15 protein-coding genes are annotated in these 15,842 nt (G+C 60.3%); 4 read left to right on the forward strand and 11 right to left on the reverse strand.

The genetic code is table 11. From position 1 onward, the window contains the following. Positions 1–2: 2 nt before the first annotated feature. Positions 3–1,106 (reverse strand): S-methyl-5-thioribose-1-phosphate isomerase, encoded by a 1,104-nt coding sequence (mtnA, locus tag B8991_RS01675; RefSeq protein WP_084350059.1) that lies wholly within the window; start codon positions 1,104–1,106, stop codon positions 3–5. Further along, on the reverse strand, positions 1,103–2,362 hold the full coding sequence (gene mtnK / locus B8991_RS01680; RefSeq protein ID WP_084350060.1) for an S-methyl-5-thioribose kinase: 1,260 nt from the start codon (positions 2,360–2,362) through the stop codon (positions 1,103–1,105). Before mtnK ends, mtnA begins: the two co-directional genes overlap by 4 nt. Positions 2,363–2,491: 129 nt before the next feature. Here mtnK and B8991_RS01685 point away from each other — a divergent pair, with 129 nt between their 5' ends. The 4 genes from B8991_RS01685 (at position 2,492) to B8991_RS01700 (ending at position 6,588) form a co-directional block, all read left to right on the forward strand. Then, positions 2,492–4,009 (forward strand): sugar ABC transporter ATP-binding protein, encoded by a 1,518-nt coding sequence (locus B8991_RS01685; RefSeq protein ID WP_084350061.1) that lies wholly within the window; start codon positions 2,492–2,494, stop codon positions 4,007–4,009. Continuing rightward, entirely contained in the window at positions 4,006–5,016 is a 1,011-nt protein-coding gene (locus tag B8991_RS01690; RefSeq protein WP_084350062.1) for an ABC transporter permease, read from the forward strand. The genes B8991_RS01685 and B8991_RS01690 overlap by 4 nt, the downstream gene beginning before the upstream one ends. A gap of 25 nt (positions 5,017–5,041) precedes the next feature. Continuing rightward, positions 5,042–6,082 carry a substrate-binding domain-containing protein gene (locus tag B8991_RS01695; protein WP_084350063.1) on the forward strand — a complete coding sequence of 347 codons (1,041 nt, stop codon included), beginning with the start codon at positions 5,042–5,044 and terminating at the stop codon, positions 6,080–6,082. Positions 6,083–6,144: 62 nt separating this feature from the next. Next, complete coding sequence (locus tag B8991_RS01700; RefSeq protein ID WP_179141405.1) at positions 6,145–6,588, forward strand: RbsD/FucU family protein; 444 nt, start codon at positions 6,145–6,147, stop codon at positions 6,586–6,588. Positions 6,589–6,748: 160 nt separating this feature from the next. Here B8991_RS01700 and B8991_RS01705 read toward each other — a convergent pair whose 3' ends face one another. The 9 genes from B8991_RS01705 to B8991_RS01745 all read right to left on the reverse strand — a co-directional run bounded on the left by B8991_RS01705 (position 6,749) and on the right by B8991_RS01745 (position 15,710). Beyond that, positions 6,749–8,392: an FGGY-family carbohydrate kinase gene (locus B8991_RS01705; RefSeq protein WP_084350065.1), complete on the reverse strand. Its 1,644-nt coding sequence runs from the start codon at positions 8,390–8,392 to the stop codon at positions 6,749–6,751. After that, complete coding sequence (locus B8991_RS01710) at positions 8,393–9,118, reverse strand: SDR family oxidoreductase (RefSeq protein WP_084350066.1); 726 nt, start codon at positions 9,116–9,118, stop codon at positions 8,393–8,395. Positions 9,119–9,130: 12 nt separating this feature from the next. Beyond that, positions 9,131–9,904, reverse strand: coding sequence for an SDR family NAD(P)-dependent oxidoreductase (locus B8991_RS01715; protein ID WP_218673180.1), 774 nt, complete (start codon positions 9,902–9,904; stop codon positions 9,131–9,133). 3 nt (positions 9,905–9,907) lie between these two features. After that, a complete protein-coding gene (locus B8991_RS01720; protein WP_084350067.1) occupies positions 9,908–10,474 on the reverse strand; it encodes an SIS domain-containing protein in 567 nt (188 codons plus the stop codon). Positions 10,475–10,477: 3 nt separating this feature from the next. After that, on the reverse strand, positions 10,478–11,521 hold the full coding sequence (locus tag B8991_RS01725) for an NAD(P)-dependent alcohol dehydrogenase (protein WP_084350068.1): 1,044 nt from the start codon (positions 11,519–11,521) through the stop codon (positions 10,478–10,480). Between the two features lie 27 nt (positions 11,522–11,548). Continuing rightward, positions 11,549–12,535, reverse strand: coding sequence for a sugar-binding transcriptional regulator (locus tag B8991_RS01730; RefSeq protein WP_084350069.1), 987 nt, complete (start codon positions 12,533–12,535; stop codon positions 11,549–11,551). A gap of 76 nt (positions 12,536–12,611) precedes the next feature. Then, positions 12,612–13,430, reverse strand: a complete 819-nt coding sequence (locus tag B8991_RS01735) for a carbohydrate ABC transporter permease (RefSeq protein ID WP_084350070.1) — start codon at positions 13,428–13,430, stop codon at positions 12,612–12,614. 3 nt (positions 13,431–13,433) lie between these two features. Then, entirely contained in the window at positions 13,434–14,300 is an 867-nt protein-coding gene (locus B8991_RS01740) for a carbohydrate ABC transporter permease (protein ID WP_084350071.1), read from the reverse strand. Between the two features lie 66 nt (positions 14,301–14,366). Next, positions 14,367–15,710 carry an ABC transporter substrate-binding protein gene (locus tag B8991_RS01745; protein WP_218673181.1) on the reverse strand — a complete coding sequence of 448 codons (1,344 nt, stop codon included), beginning with the start codon at positions 15,708–15,710 and terminating at the stop codon, positions 14,367–14,369. Between the last annotated feature and the right edge of the window lie 132 nt (positions 15,711–15,842).

Here is a 15,842-nt window from a genome sequence, read left to right on the forward strand (position 1 = left end):
GCCTATTCTGCCGCTCTGGCAAAATCAGGAAACAGATTGGCCAGTCCTTCCTCGGATGCCTCGCAAACCCCGCGTTCGGTGATCAGGCCGGTGACCAGACGGTTCGGCGTCACGTCAAAGGCGGGGTTGCCCCCGTCCGTCCCGGCGGGCGTGACCTGCACGGTGCCGATGCGCCCGTCCTCTGTCAGGCCCTGCACATGGGTGATCTCCTGCGCGTTGCGCTCTTCGATGGGGATTTCGGCTACGCCGTCGCTGACGGTCCAGTCGATTGTCGGCGATGGAAGCGCGACGTAGAAAGGCACCCCATTGTCCCGCGCCGCCAGCGCCTTGAGATAGGTGCCGATCTTGTTGCAGACATCGCCGCGCCGGGTGGTGCGGTCGGTTCCGGTGATGACCAGATCCACCATGCCGTGCTGCATCAGATGGCCGCCCGCATTGTCGGTGATATAGGTATGCGGCACGCCGTGTTTGCCCAGTTCCCATGCGGTCAGCGCGCCCTGATTGCGTGGCCGGGTCTCATCGACCCAGACATGCAAAGCAACGCCCGCGTCATGTGCATGGTACATCGGGCTGGTCGCGGTACCCCAATCCACGGTGGCCAGCCATCCGGCATTGCAATGGGTCAGCACCCGCACAGGCTCGCCCGCCGGTTTTCTGGCGGCGATCTCGTGGATCAGGGCAAGACCGTTCTCACCGATCCGGCGGTTGATCTCGACATCCTCATCGGCGATCTCATGCGCGAGGGTCAGCGCGGCTGCGGCGCGGTCGGCCTCAGCCACGGGGCGCAAAGCCGCCCGGCAGCGGTCCAGTGCCCAGCGAAGGTTGATGGCCGTTGGGCGGGTCTTCTCAAGAAACGTCCAGGCCGCATCCATATTCGCATCCGTTGGATCCTCGGCCATCGCGAGTGCCATGCCATAGGCCGCCGTGGCCCCGATCAGCGGTGCCCCCCGCACCCGCATCTGGTAGATCGCATCCGCAAAATCCTGCATTGTCGCCACAGGAACGACGCGGAACTCATGCGGCAACCAGCGTTGATCGATGATCTCCAGAACGTCCTTGTCATCGTTCCACCACAGGGACCGGTAATGCGTGCCGTCGATCTTCATAAGACGTCCTTTCCATTGTAGGCTCGTGCAAGGGCGCAAACCGCCTGCGCATCTGCAACCGTATCTGCCGTGTGAATCAGCTCCGCGCCCATCAGGAGGTTCCGGGCCTCAAGCGATGCGCGGACCGACATATCGGCGATGTCTTCGAAATCGGCATTATGTGCCAATGACAGGCAACGCCGATGCATCTCGATCCCGCAAACGGCCCAGGCGTCGCGCCACAGCCCCGTCAGAACGGCGTCGCAGGCCGGGGTGCTGTCATGGCCCTGATCTTCGAACAGTGCGGCGGGAAACAGGATGCCTGTCCGCTCGGTCGCCCAGAGGTGGCGAAACTCCGCCTCGAAAATGCGGCAGGTGTCCGCGATGATCCCAAGGATCCAGTCCTGATATTCGTCAAGGTCAGCCCCGCGATGCGCAGGCTGGCTGAAATAGGCCATCAGGAAATTCGCACAAAGCATCCCGATATCGAACCCCAGAGGGCCGTATTGCACGAATTCCGGGTCGATCACCCGGCTGTCGCGACCCGTCGACATGATGGAACCGGAATGCAGATCGCCATGCACCATGGTTTCGGTATTCGACACGAAGCGCTGCAACGCCTGCTGCGCCTTGACCTTGAGGGCAACATCCGCGCGCAGCGTTGCAATGACGGGTTCCAGACCCTTCGTATGGCTGTTCATCTCTGCATCGAAATACGGATCGGTAAAGACCAACGCTTCGGTAATGGCGGGGATTTCCACATTGCCGGCAAACAGCGCCACATCCGCTTTCTTGTCCGGACTGCTCATCGACAGTTCCGACCCGCGAAACGCCGTGCGTGCGCAGTAACGCCCCAGAAACTCTGCAAGACCGGCGACATGTTCGCCCGCGATCAGCTTGCGGCGCAGGATCACATGCGGGGCCAGAAACTCCATGATGATCAGCGCCTGAGACTCGTCGAAATGGTAAATGGCCGGCACCGCCCCCGGATCGCGGGCGGCCTGACGGATCAGCGCGTGATATTCGTAAAACGCCCGGTATAGGGGCAGCGGCCAACTATCCCCGACAAGGCGCACATAGGGCAGCGCCTGTTTGACGATGACTTTACCGCCGGGGCCCGTGACGATGAACACAAGGTTGAGATTGCCGTCCCCGACCTCTTCCACCTGCCACAACGCCGGATCTTCACCAACCTGCGCTGTCAGGGCCGTCACGTCTTTCAACCGTTCCGGCAAGGTCTCCACGGTTAATGCTTCATACGCCGTGTCTGCGCTCATCAGCGATGTCTCCCTCTTGCTTCGACGCGCTGTCACGTCTTGGGTAGCCTCGTATTTATACTTTTGTCAAATCATTTGACAAATGCATTCCCCCGCGCCTACCGTCGCCCCATCAACGGGAGGAAGCGAGTGGCCGGTGACGCGCTCAAAGTAAACGGATTGCAAAAATCCTTCGGGAAAAACCATGTATTGCGCCAGATCGACCTGACCCTTTCGCCGGGCTCCGTCACTGTTCTGATGGGGGCGAACGGAGCGGGGAAATCGACGCTGGTCAAGGTGATCTGCGGCCATCATCGCGCCGATGGCGGCACCATGACACTGGCCGGATCAGCGTTCGAGCCGACAGATGCGGCGGACGCAATCCGCAAGGGCGTGGTCACGGTGCATCAGTCGATTGACGACGGCGTGATCCCGGATCTGGACGTCGCCAACAACCTGATGCTGGACAGTCTGGTGGATCGCGGTCACGGTCTGTTCGTGCGCGAACGCCACATGCGTGCCGAGGCCGCAAAGGTGGCCGCCGCGATGGGCATCGACGTGAACCTGCGCGCGCGGGTGTCCGACCTGGCTGTTGCCGATCGCCAGATGATCGCCATCGCCCGCGCCATGGCCCGCGCCCCGAAAGTGCTGATCCTGGACGAGCCGACCTCATCGCTGTCCGCAACCGAAGCGGACCGGCTTTTTGCGTTGATCGACCGGCTGCGCGATCAGGGCGTCGCGATCCTGTATATCTCGCACCGCATGTCTGACATCCGCCGCATTGCCGACCGCATCGTGGTGATGCGCGACGGTGCAATCTCTGGTGTGTTCGACACGGACCCGCTTGATTACGAAGCCGCCGTCACGGCGATGTTGGGGCACCGCATGACCGATGTGGATGTCGCGGTGCAAAACGGCACCAAACCGGTTCTCGAATTGCAGGATCTGCAACTGTTCGCCAATGCCGCACCGATCAACCTTGCAGCGCATGATGGCGAGGTGGTGGCGCTTGTCGGGTTGCTGGGCAGCGGCAAAAGCCGGCTGGCCGAAATCCTGTTCGGTATCGCGCGCGCCGCACAGGGACAGATCCGCATCAACGGCAAAGATTACGCCCCCCGCTCGGTCGAGGATGCGGTCGCTCAGGGGGTTTTCATGTCCCCCAAGGACCGGGGCACAAATGCGGTGATCCCGGCTTTCGACATTGCCGACAACATGACCCTGCCCTTCCTTCAGGGTCTGAGCGTCGGGTCTTTCCTCAAGGCCCGCAGACAACGTAGCAAGGCGCAAGAGATGATCGACCAGCTTGGCATCGTCTGTCAGTCGGTGGGCGACGGCATCAACACGCTGTCTGGGGGAAACCAGCAAAAGGTGATGATCGCCCGCTGGCTGCTGGAACCCGCGAAGGTGCTGCTGCTGGATGAGCCGTTTCAGGGCGTGGACATCGGGGCGCGTCGTGACATCGGTCGCCATATCCGCGCCACGGCACCGGGGCGCGCCACATTGGTCTTTCTTGCCGAGATTGACGAGGCGCTTGAACTCGCCGACCGCATCATCGTGATGAATGAGGGCGCAATCGTCGGCGAGCACGCAAACCAGAACATCGACCTCGCCGCGCTGGTCGCGGATATTTCGGGGGCCAAACCTATCGCAACAGGCACTGCTACATGAACGACCGACTTCTAGACTTCGCCATCCGTTATGGCTTTTTGATCCTGCTGATCGGGCTGATCGTCTATTTCAGCCTCGCGGCACCGGGCTTCTTTGGCCCATTATCCGCCGCATTCGTGCTGCAATCGGTGGCGATCACGGGCATCCTCGCGCTTGGTGTGACCTGCACGCTGGTTGTCGGCGGGTTTGACCTGTCCATCGGGGCGGTCGCGACATCGGCGCTGATGCTGTCGGCCTATTCCATGGTGATCCTCGAACATCCGGCCCCTGTGGCCGTTGCGCTGTGCCTTGCGATGGGTGCGCTGGTCGGGTTCATCAACGGATTGCTGATCGTGAAATTCCGGGTGCCGGACCTGTTGGCGACGCTGGGCATGATGTTCCTTCTGATCGGCTTGCAGCGCATCCCGACGCAGGGCAACTCCATCGCGACAGGCATGATGCTGCCGGACGGCAGCGTGGCCGAAGGCACATTCTCGGCCGCGTTCCTGTGGCTGGGCCGCCATCGTTTCGACGTGGTGATCGACCGGCTGTTGCCGATGCCCGTGGTGATCTTCGTTGCCATTGCCGTGCTCATCTGGCTGTTTCTGGGGTTCACCCGGCATGGTCGCCTGATGTACGCAATCGGGTCTAACGCGCGGGCGGCCGCGCTCGTCGGCACACCGGTCAACCGCTACAAGATCGCCGCCTACATGATCTCTGGCGTGACGGCCTCTATCGGGGGCATTCTGCTGGCCGCACGGCTGGGGCGCGGCGACATCGCCAGCGGCAACAACCTGCTGCTGGACAGCGTCGCGGCGGCGCTGATCGGCTTTGCGGTTCTGGGCGTGGCCCGGCCAAACGCATTCGGCACCGCCATTGGCGCGCTGTTCGTCGGCATCCTGCTGCAAGGCATGACGATGATGAACGCGCCCTATTACACACAGGATTTCGTCAAGGGGGCCGTGCTTGTCGCCGCTCTTGTCTTCACATTTTACCTGTCCTCACGCCGTACCGGCACGGGACATTGATCATCAGCGAATGGGAGAACGCGATATGTTAAGACGTCACTTCATGGCCATGGCGAGCGTGGCAAGCCTTGCGCTTGGCGCGGGCGCGGCAACGGCACAAGAGGCGCCCGCCCCTCTGGACAAACCCGAGGATGTGACCATCGCGCTGGTGCGCTACCTGTCCACGGGCGACTTCTTTCAGGCCTATCTGTCCGGCGTCGAAACCCAGGCTGATGCGCTTGGCGTCAACCTGCGCGTGCTGGACAGCCGTCAGGACGCGGCACTTCAGGCCGATATGGTCGATCAGGCGATTGCGCTGGGTGTGGACGGGATCATCATCCAGCACGGGCTGACGGAATCCATGCGCGAGGCCGCGCAGCGGGCCGTGGATGCGGGCATCAAGGTTGTGGCCTTCGATGTGAATGTCGAAAACGAGGCCATCCCCCAGATCGAACAATCCGATTACCTGCTGGGCAAGCTGGCGCTGGAACAGGCGATTGCCGACAATGGCGACAGTTTCGCGGCAGGCTATGTCTATGTTCCGGGCATTGCCCCGCTGGATCGTCGCCATGTCGCCTGGGAAGAGGTCAAGCAGGCCAATCCCGGCATCACCGAGACGGCGCGGGTCGGCACGCTCGACAATCCGATTGCCAACGCCAACGCCAATCAGGCGCGCGCGGCGCTTCAGGCCAATCCCAACATCTCGGTGTTTTTCGCGCCCTTTAACGAGTTTGCGAAAGGCGTGAAAATCGCCGCGGACGAGCTGGGCCTGAGTGGTGACTTGAGCATCTATTCCGCCGACGTCTCGACCGCGGATATCGCCCTGATGCGGGAACCGGGCAGCGCCTGGAAAGCGACCGTGGCCACGAACCCATCCGTGGTGGGAGAGGTTTCGGTCCGGGCACTGGCGCTGATGCTGGTTGGCGAAAACCCCGGCGCGTCCGTGGTCGTGCCACCCACCCTGATCACGCAGTCATTCCTGAACGATAACAACATCCGCAATATGGAGGATCTGGGCGCGAAGATGCCCCAGTTCCAGCATGCCGATGTAGCGATGGCCGACTGGATGGCCCTGCCCGCGCGCTGATGCAAACTGATCCGGCCCTGACAGTTTCCGGGCCGGACCCCCAACAGGAACGGAGCGCCCCAATGCTGATCGGACTGGACCCACGAACGACACCCGAATTGCTCTACACGCTTGCGCGGATGGGGCATGGCGACGAGATCGTGATCGCAGACAGAAACTATCCGGCGCAGTGGTCGGCCGCAGGCTGTCTGGTCAAGGACGTGATCAACTATCCCGGCCATGACGCAACGGTTGTGGCCGATCTTATCACCCGCCTTATGCCGCTGGACACTTTTCACAGCCATTCCGTCTTGCGCATGGAAATCGACAATCAGCCCGACACAATGTCAGACGTGCATCAGGCCGTCTGGGACGTGCTGACACCGCGCTTGCCGGAGGGCGGCATTTTATCAAGCATCGAACGACAGGCGTTCTATCGCCGCGCCGGGGGCAGCTTTGCCGTTGTGCAATGCAGCGAGGACCGCCCCTTCGGATGCTTCATCCTGCGCAAAGGTGTCATTTTCTGAAAATCCTGCCCGCCTGTCCGGTGAGGCAGCAGACCGCTGGCCGGTGACAGACGTGACCGGCAATGCGCCAGATGCGATCACCGCAAGATCGGGCTGCCGCTGGCAGATGCATGCTGCGCCACCCTCGTCCGACACATCATCGACATGCGAATTGAGTGCGTCACGCCCGTTCTGCTTCGTCGAGCTTTGCCAAACGCGCCCGCAAATCCCTCTCGACCTCTTGAAGGCTTTGATAAGCTGCAAAGCGCAGGTTGTGTTGTGCAGCGATATGGCCCCCGGCAGGGTCAAACCGCGCGCCGATATGGGACATGCTGTCCATGCAATCCTGCAATGTCGCATGATGACCAGAGGCAACGGCCCCAAGCATTGCAGCCCCAAGCAGAACCGGCTCGGGGCATGTGGTTGACAGGATCGGCAATCCGCCCGCATCCGCCATGAGCTGCTTCATCATATCGCTTTCGCCTGCTCCGCCGCTGATCACCAGCGCGCGCGGTGCAACATTGTGGGCGTGCTGTGCCTCGATGATCTGGCGAAGCCCGTAGCCGACGCCCAAGACCCCCGCCACATAAGTTGCCAGCATGTCCTCGAAATCCGCCGCCAATGTAAGGCCGGACACCACCGCTGTTGCGTGTGGATCGGCATGGGGCGCGCGGTTGCCCAGAAAATCAGGAACGATGATGCGCGCGCCTGCCAAGGTGACGGCAGAACTCAGGTCAGGACATCTGCGCTGTGCTTCACAAAGCAGAAAGCTTTGGATACTTTGTCCGGCATCATCGGCAAGGGACTTGGCTTCGGCACGGGCGGGATGTGTGGCGATCAGATGCGCTATGGCCTCGCCGGCCGCGGATTGCCCGCCCTCGCTCAGCCAAAGCCCCGGCACCATGGCCGAATAATAAGGGCCCCAGACCCCCGGTACAAAATGCGCCTCTGCAGACGACGCCATCGTGCAGGCCGAGGTTCCAAAGACATAGGCCATTGTCGCCTCTGCCCCGGCATCACGGTCTGCGCCAACGGTGCCAATGCCACCAGCATGGGCGTCAATCAGCCCCGCACCGACGGGTGTGCCCGGACGCAAGCCCAGGGATTTCGCTGCCTCCTTGGTCAGCCCGCGCCCCAAAGGACTGCCGGGAGCGACGATTGTCTGGCCAATGCGCGCGTAATCCTCCTCTGCCAACTCTTCCAATCCGATCTGGTGGAAATAACTGGAATCCCACCTGTCTTCATGGGCCAGATAGGTCCATTTGCAGGCCACGGTACAGGCGGAACGCGTCAGAGACCCCGTCGCGGCCCATGTCAAAAAGTCAGGCAAGTCGAAAAACTGCCCTGCAGACGCGAAGCTGTCAGGCAGGTTTTCTTTGAGCCAAAGAAGTTTCGGCGTCTGCATTTCCGGCGAAATCCGCCCACCGACATAGTCCAGCACCGAATGGCCTGTGGCGTTGATCCGCGCGGCCTGATCCATGGCGCGGTGATCCATCCAGACCATCACGTTGCGCGCGGCATCCCCGGTCAGGCTGACCGAGAGCGGCTGCATCTGCGCATCCAGCATCACCAGCGAACAGGCCGCATCAAAGCCAAGGCCCGCGACCTGCTCGGGATCAATCCCCGTCTGCGCCATCACGTCTTGTACCGCATGGCAGACAGCGGCCCAGATGTCGTCGGACGATTGTTCGGCGATATCGCCCGCATCACGCCACATCTGAATGTCGCGCTTCCGGCTGGCCAGCAAGGTGCCTGCCGCATCGAACAGCCCGGCGCGCGCGCTGCCGGTTCCGACATCAACACCTACAAAATAAGGTCCGGTCATCTACAGATCCACAGCATTGGGCAGAAGGACCAGATCGCGAATGGTCACGTTTCTCGGCCGTGTCAGCATGAACACCACGCAATCCGCAACTTCCTTGGGTTGCATCAGGCTGCCTTCGGCCAGCGCCTGATCCATCTTGGCCTTGGGCCAGTCATCCAGCAACGCCGTGACAACAGGCCCCGGCAGGATCGCACCCACCCGCACCCCGTGTTTGGACATTTGCCGACGCACTGTGTGGGTGAAGGCCTGCACCGCATGTTTGGACGCTGTATAGATTGGTTCCCATACGACGGGAACGACCCCGGCGACAGAGCTGGTAAAAATGACATCGCCGGATTTCTGCGCCGCCAGATGCGGCAGCACGGCATAAACCGATCGGAACGCCGCGTTGATGTTGAGGTTCAGCACCCTGTCCCATTGATCCGGATCGCCTTCAAGAACGTCGCCCCCCACATAGGCCCCCGCATTGGCGTGGAACACATCCAGCCTGCCGGCCTGTGCCAAAATCTGCGGCAGCATCTGCGCGACGCTCTCCGGGTTCAACAAATCGGTCACCACCGGATAGGTGCCTGCGCCAAGCTCTGCACAGGCTTTCTGCACCGCAGCCTCGTTGCTGTCGATCAGCGCCACCCGCGCACCTGCAACCAGACATTCCCGCGCGCAAGCCAGACCGATGCCAGAGGCCGCGCCTGTGATGGCAACAACCTTGCCGTTCAGATCATTCATTTCGACTGCTCCCTAAATGCTGGAATGACCGCCTTCGATCATCATGATGGCCCCGTTCACGAGGTCCGAAGCGGGTGAGGCAAGATAAAGCGCCATATCCGCAATCTCGACCGGTTCCCCGAAACGCCCAAGTGGAGTCCGGGCGATAAACGGATCCTTTTTCTCGGGTGCGGACCAAAGCTGTTTGCCCATCTCGGTCATCACCACGGTCGGGCAGATCGCATTGACCTGCACGTTATGTGGCGCGGCCTCGACCATCAGCGATTTGGTCAGGGCGTTCAGCCCGCCCTTTGATGTGGCATAGGCCGCGTGATCCTGCAAAGCGATCACGCCGGTCTGCGACGAAATGTTGATGATCTTCCCCGATCCGCGCGTCATCATTCCGGGCAGCAAAGCCTGCGACAGCACAAAGGGGGCTGTCAAATTCACGGCCATCGTCCGTGCCCAATCCTCAATGGCATAGGTGGTCACGGGCCCGGTGACCGCGATCCCGGCCGAATTGACCAGAATGTCGATGTGTCCCGCTGCACCTGCCAATGCTGCTTTGGCGATGCCGGCAGTTTCATCCGCGCAGGCCAGATCACCCGTCACAGCCGTAAATTTGCGTCCCCGTGCCGACACGATCCGGCCCAGTTCCGACAACCTGTCCCGATCCCGCCCATGACCGATGATATCCGCGCCTGCATCGGCAAACACCTCGGCAATGGCAAAGCCGATCCCCGACGATGCGCCCGTCACAAGCGCCGTGCGCCCGGCAAGGCTAAATCGGGTTTCCCAGTCCGACATGGTCTACTCCAGATTGGTGTGATTGGCGCGCATCGCCTCTGATGACAGGGCCAGACGATCGCGCAGATCCAGAACCAGAAATTCAAAGAACAACAGCATCAGCACCTCGAATAATGATCCCATCGGCAACACAGAATTGTCAGTTACCCCCTGATCCGACGCCATGGTCTGCGCGGGCAGATGGATTACCAAATCCGCTTTCAGCGGCACAGCCCCGTCAGGCGTCGCCGTAATGCACAGCACCCTTGCGCCCGCGTTCCGCGCGACCTGTGCCAAGCCCGCAACGGTCGAGAAATCACCGGGGCCCGCGCTTATGAACAACACGTCGCCATCCGCGACCGGCGGCACTGTCATGTCGCCCGCCACATGCGCATCAAGGCCCAGATGAAACAGACGCATTGCCAGCGCCTTCATCATCAACCCCTCGCGCCCGACGCCGTAGCAGACGATACGGCCGGCACCGGTCAGTTCCGTTGAAAGGTTGTCGATCTGATCCAGAACCGCTTTGCCCAGGCCCGGACGCAATTCGTCCAGAACCCGATCTGCCAGTCTCTCTCGGGACGGGGCCATCGCTCAGGCGTCCTGCATATTGATCTGGATCTTGACGTCGGTCGGGCGCGCCTCGACGGCGCGATCAAAGGCTTTCACGCTGTCGGAGAATGCAAATGTGGCCGAGATCAGCGGTTTGAGATCAACTTTGCCAGACGCCAAAAGCTCTATCGCGCGATCATACATGTTTGCATAGCGAAACACCGTTTCCATGCGGATTTCCTTGGATTGGGCCAGCACGATGTCCAACGGGACCGGATCCACCGGCATCCCGACCCAAACCACGCAGCCCGCAGGTGCCACTGCCTCCAGCGCTGTCTGCACCGATTTTGCGGCACCAGCACATTCAAAGACCACATCAGCGCCCCAGCCAGACGTGCCCGCGCGCACGACCTCTGCCGCGTCGTCTTTGGTCACGTTGATCGGGTGGATATTTCCGTAATTCGCGGCAACGCCCAGCTTTTCATCGACCAGATCAGAGATATAGACCTTGGAACACCCGCCTGCCAAAGCCGCCAGCGCCACCATGATTCCGATTGGGCCGGCCCCTGTGACCAGCGCCACATCGCCGGGCTTGATCCGGGCACGGGTTGCCGCTTGCATTCCGATCGCAAAGGGTTCGACCATCGCACCCTCGGCAAAGGTCACATTCTCGGGCAGTTTATAGGTGAACGCAGCGGGATGGACCACCGACGGCGTCAGGCATCCATGCACCGGCGGCGTGGCCCAGAACCGCACATCGGGATCGACGTTATAGACACCCAGCTTGGTGGCCTTGGAGGCCATGTTGGGAATACCCGGCTCCATGCAGACGCGATCCCCGACCGCCAGATGTGACACGCCCTCGCCCAGTTCCGTGACAATGCCCGCGGCCTCGTGGCCCAGAACCATCGGCGCGTTGACAACAAAGGGGCCAATCTTTCCATGCGTGTAATAATGCACATCGCTACCGCAGACACCGACCGTATCCACGGCGATCCGCACGTCACCCGGCCCCACATCATCTGGCAGGTCGATCTCCCTCAGCGCCAGTTTGTTCTTTTCTTCCAATACCAGTGCAATCGGCATCGCTACCCCCGTCTAAACTGAACCTGTTCAATCAGTGTCCCGCGCCACTGTCGAGTTTTCAAGCAATGCGCGGGCCGTGTCCTCATCCGTCACCAACGTGTTCACAAAACCGCGCCGTAGCGCCGCCGTTATTACCGGCACCTTATGCGCGCCCCCGGCGGCAAGGATCACGTTGGGTATCGCCCTCAGGTCCTCCAGCGAAACACCGATAACGCGCTGATTCACCGGATGGTCGATAAGCGCACCATTCTCATCAAGCACATGCCCGATAATGTCGCCCACGCCGCCGCACGCGCGCAGCTCTTCGGCGTCAATATCCTTGGGAAGCGCATCGCGGACCAGCAGCGAACTGCACAGATCCCCGGTCGCCAACGCGACCGCCCCGCAAGAGCGGATCTTGTCAAGCATATCCGCGATAATGTCCTGCTGCATGAACATCGCCTGGCTTTCGGCACTTCCGGCAAATAACGGCGCGGTGAAAAAGCTGTGTTCCGCGTTGCACAGATCGGCAAGCCTTGTGGTGATTTCATAGCCGTTCACATCCGACCCGCGCACGATGCCGCCCATGATCGACACGATCTCCAGATCGGGCCGGTCGATTGGCTGCATGAACCGGGTGGCCAGATTAAGCGTATTTCCCCAGGACATGCCAAATTTTTGCAAACCGGGATCAGTCAGAATTGGTCCCAGATAGCTGCCCAACCCCGCGCTTATCAGTGGCGTTGTCGAGGCAGGGCTTTGCGGCGAAGGGACGATCACGGCACGCGCCAGCCCGAAACCGCGTTCGATTTTCCATTCCAGATCCGCCGAGGCCGCATAAATGGAATCGACACTGATCCTCAAGATACCGCGGCGCCGGGCCTCGCCAAGTGCCTTGTTCACGCGCATTCGGGTGATTCCGAACCGCTTTGCGGCGTCGGCCTGTGTCAGGCCTTCGATCTCGCAGGCCCAGGCGAGACGTACCAAAAGCTGTTCGTCCTCGTCGATCTGTTCAATTTTGACACTCCGCGACATCTGAACCGCTAGACGTCATAGCGGCGGGGCCGCAGGTGGAGCTTGCCGCGCGTGCACAATCCGGAACCGGCATCGCTCATTTGACCGCCCCCATGGTCAGACCGCGCACCAGTTGCTTGGACGCAAGCAGCGCAAAGATCAGCACCGGGATCACGATCAGCGTAGAGGTTGCCATGATCTTGCCATAGGGAAGGTTGTAGCCTTCCATGAAGGACACCGCCATTGCGGGGGCTGTCTTGGCTTCGGACCGGGTCAGGATCAGGCCGAACATCAGCTCGTTCCAGGAAAAGATAAACGAGAAGATCGCGGACACTGCGACGCCTGGCATGGCCAGAGGCAGACAGATCTTGCGCATGATCGTAAATTGCGAGGCGCCTTCCAGACGCGCGGCTTCATCCAGATCATAAGGAATGCCGCGGAACTGGTCCGTGACGATCCAGATCACGATCGGCAGATTGAAGGTCAGGTAGATCAGGATCAGCGTAATATGCTTGTCCAACATACCCAGGTTCCGCGCAATCAGAAAGAACGGCAACGCCAGCACAATGGGCGAGACCATGCGGTTGGTGATGAACCAGAACCAAAGGTCCTTTTTCCCACGAAATTCAAACCGGGCCAGCGCGAAGGCCGCAGGTACACCAAGAACAATCGCCAGAACCGTGGTCGAGATCGCAATGATCAGAGAGTTGATCAGCGTGCGCAACACGCCATCTTCGAACAGCGCTTCGCGGTAGTTGTTCAGCGTCGGCTCGAATATCCAGACCGGCGGCGCTTCGAGCGCCACGATCTGTGTCTTCAGCGAGGTCGTCACCATCCAGTAGAACGGAAAGACACAGACAGCGATGATGACGAAAAGCAAAAGGATCTGAGAGGCCAGTGACCGCGTGGTGTTCATCGCTCAAACCTCTTTGTAGAAGACGCGAATATAGATCTGCGCCAGAATGATGGTGATGATCAGCAGGATGATCGCCTGCGCAGATGCCAGCCCCTGATCGAACCCGCGAAATCCGACGCGCTGGATCATCAACGAGATGAACTCGGTCGCGGCACCGGGCCCGCCGCGTGTAAGTGTGAACACCATGTCAAACAGCTTCAGCGTGTCCGCCGTCCGCAGGATCAGCACGGCCACAAGACCGGGCAGCAGGAAGGGCAATTGAACATAGCGCAGGACCGTCCACCAGCTTTTGGTTTCCAGCCGCGCGGCTTCCTCCACCTCGCCGGGGACCATGGTCAGACCTGCCAGCAGCACCAGCGCGACAAAAGGCGTCCATTGCCAGACATCCCAGAAGATGATCATGGCAAAGGCATTGGTCGGATCGCCGATCCAGTTGATGTTCGCGCCGCCAAGCATTTGATTGATGACACCGAATTTCTGGTTGAACATCACCTGCCCCAAGAGGCCGACAACCGCATAGGTCGTGGCCATCGGCAGCACCAGCGATAGCCGCGCAAGGGTCTTGAGGATGGTCAGCCCCGGTTTGTGCAGGACCAGCGCGATGCCCAGCCCAAGCGCCAATTGCAGAGGCAATGCTGTGCAAAGCAGAAAGAACGTCCGTCCCATTGCCTGCCAGAACACCTCGTCCGTCAGCACTGTCCAATAGTTTTCAAGCCCGATGAACTTGACCTGCTTGAGCTTGATCAGGTTGAAGAAATGCAGCGAGGTCCACGCCGCGTAAAGCAAGGGCGCGATGCCGACGATCGCAAGACCGAAAACTGCCGGAGCAATAAAACCGATAACTGTACGTCTGGAAACTTGTCCGCGCATGGTGCGCCTCCCGGCAGTCAGAGCGAGAGCGGCACGTTCTGCGCCGCCCTCTTTTTAGTGTGTGGATTATTGAGCGAGAGGTTTGTCGCCGGAGTAATAGCCAGCGTCATCCAGCACCGCTTCCATGCGGGTGCCGATCTCCTGTGCGCCCTCTTCGGTCGTCACCTCACCCAGCATCATCTTCGTGCCCCATTCCTGCACGATCTCGGTGATTTCGGGCCATTCGGCAAAGCGTGGGCGGAATTCAGGCACTCCGTCCTGCCAGCTTTCGACCAGCGCGGGGATATACTTGAACGTCTCGGCCAGTGCCGGATCTTCATAGGCGGACTGCCGGGCGCTGACACCGCCGCGTTCGACATACTCGACTGCATTGGCTTTGGAGGTGGCCCACTGGATGAACAGATAGGCTGCGGCCTGCTCGGCCTCGTCCGCCTGACTTGCCACAGCCATAGAGAATCCCCCAAGTGCAGGCTTGCGGCCTGCCGGGCCTTTTGGCTCTGGCGCGATTTCAACGCAGTCCGCGACCTTGGAAGTTTCCGGCGAGACGACGCTGGAATAAAACGCCGACCACTCGGTAATCATGGCAATATCGCCTTGGGCGAAACCGTTCACGACCTCGGCATGGTCATAGGCCACGATGCCATCCGGCATGTATTGCATCAGATCCTGACGGAACTGAAGACCGGCCTGCGATTCAGGCGAATTGAGGTTGGATTTGAAATCCGCGTCCAGGAAAGACCCGCCAAACGGCCAGATCATCCGGGCAAAACTGTCTGCCGACTGGGTTTCATTGCGCTTGGATTGCAGCGCGAAGGCGTATTTTCCGTCTTTGGTCAACGCCGGTCCGTACTCATCCTTCAACTCTGTCCATGTCTCTGGTGGACCGTCAAAACCGGCTTCTTCAAGCATGCAGCGATTATAGAACATCAGGCCCGAATAGTTATCGACCGGAAGGCCATAGGTTGTGCCGTTCCAGCTTCCGAACGCGTTCAGCACAAGCGGGAAGAAGTCGTCGATATCCAGATCAGGATCGACAATATCTGGAAACTTGGCCTGAACATCAGCAAGCGGCAACGCCCAGTCGTTTTCCGCAAAGTTGCCGATCCAGACAAGGTCGATCAGCACGACATCCAGATCGCCGCCAGCCACGAAGTCGCGAACCTGTTCGCCCAGAGCATTCTCATAGGGGTGCTTGATGACGTTTACCTTGATGCCGGTTTCTTCCTCGAACGCCGGCAACATGGCTTCAATCGCCTCGTAGCCCGGACGCAGCAGGAACACGACATCAACAGTGGTGCCCGCATATGGCTCCGCCGCTTTCGCCAGGCTCCAGCCATGCCCTTCAGCCAATGCCCCCGTCGCCATGACCCCGCTCAAAGCCACGGAACATAGTAGCTTCCTGATACTCATTTTCTCATCCTCCCTATCGCAGTAATTGATTGACAATCATATGTGTCTGCATGGATACAAATGTAAATTCGACGGGTATGAAAAAGCAAGTGCTTTCTTTCACTCAAGCCGGTTGAAACCCAAAGGTGACGA

The organism is Primorskyibacter flagellatus (assembly GCF_900176485.1).
In the GTDB taxonomy this organism is placed as follows: Bacteria; Pseudomonadota; Alphaproteobacteria; order Rhodobacterales; family Rhodobacteraceae; genus Primorskyibacter; species Primorskyibacter flagellatus.

Excerpts from the sequence above, each read along its gene's own strand:
- B8991_RS01725 (WP_084350068.1), bottom strand. The coding sequence starts at position 11,521 with ATGCCGATTGCACTGGTATTGGAAGAAAAGAACAAACTGGCGCTGAGG.
- B8991_RS01745 (WP_218673181.1), bottom strand. The coding sequence starts at position 15,710 with ATGAGTATCAGGAAGCTACTATGTTCCGTGGCTTTGAGCGGGGTCATG.
- B8991_RS01730 (WP_084350069.1), bottom strand. The coding sequence starts at position 12,535 with ATGTCGCGGAGTGTCAAAATTGAACAGATCGACGAGGACGAACAGCTT.
- B8991_RS01695 (WP_084350063.1), top strand. The coding sequence starts at position 5,042 with ATGTTAAGACGTCACTTCATGGCCATGGCGAGCGTGGCAAGCCTTGCG.
- B8991_RS01715 (WP_218673180.1), bottom strand. The coding sequence starts at position 9,904 with ATGTCGGACTGGGAAACCCGATTTAGCCTTGCCGGGCGCACGGCGCTT.
- B8991_RS01735 (WP_084350070.1), bottom strand. The coding sequence starts at position 13,430 with ATGAACACCACGCGGTCACTGGCCTCTCAGATCCTTTTGCTTTTCGTC.
- mtnA (WP_084350059.1), bottom strand. The coding sequence starts at position 1,106 with ATGAAGATCGACGGCACGCATTACCGGTCCCTGTGGTGGAACGATGAC.
- B8991_RS01720 (WP_084350067.1), bottom strand. The coding sequence starts at position 10,474 with ATGGCCCCGTCCCGAGAGAGACTGGCAGATCGGGTTCTGGACGAATTG.
- B8991_RS01740 (WP_084350071.1), bottom strand. The coding sequence starts at position 14,300 with ATGCGCGGACAAGTTTCCAGACGTACAGTTATCGGTTTTATTGCTCCG.
- B8991_RS01700 (WP_179141405.1), top strand. The coding sequence starts at position 6,145 with ATGCTGATCGGACTGGACCCACGAACGACACCCGAATTGCTCTACACG.
- B8991_RS01705 (WP_084350065.1), bottom strand. The coding sequence starts at position 8,392 with ATGACCGGACCTTATTTTGTAGGTGTTGATGTCGGAACCGGCAGCGCG.
- B8991_RS01690 (WP_084350062.1), top strand. The coding sequence starts at position 4,006 with ATGAACGACCGACTTCTAGACTTCGCCATCCGTTATGGCTTTTTGATC.
- B8991_RS01710 (WP_084350066.1), bottom strand. The coding sequence starts at position 9,118 with ATGAATGATCTGAACGGCAAGGTTGTTGCCATCACAGGCGCGGCCTCT.
- mtnK (WP_084350060.1), bottom strand. The coding sequence starts at position 2,362 with ATGAGCGCAGACACGGCGTATGAAGCATTAACCGTGGAGACCTTGCCG.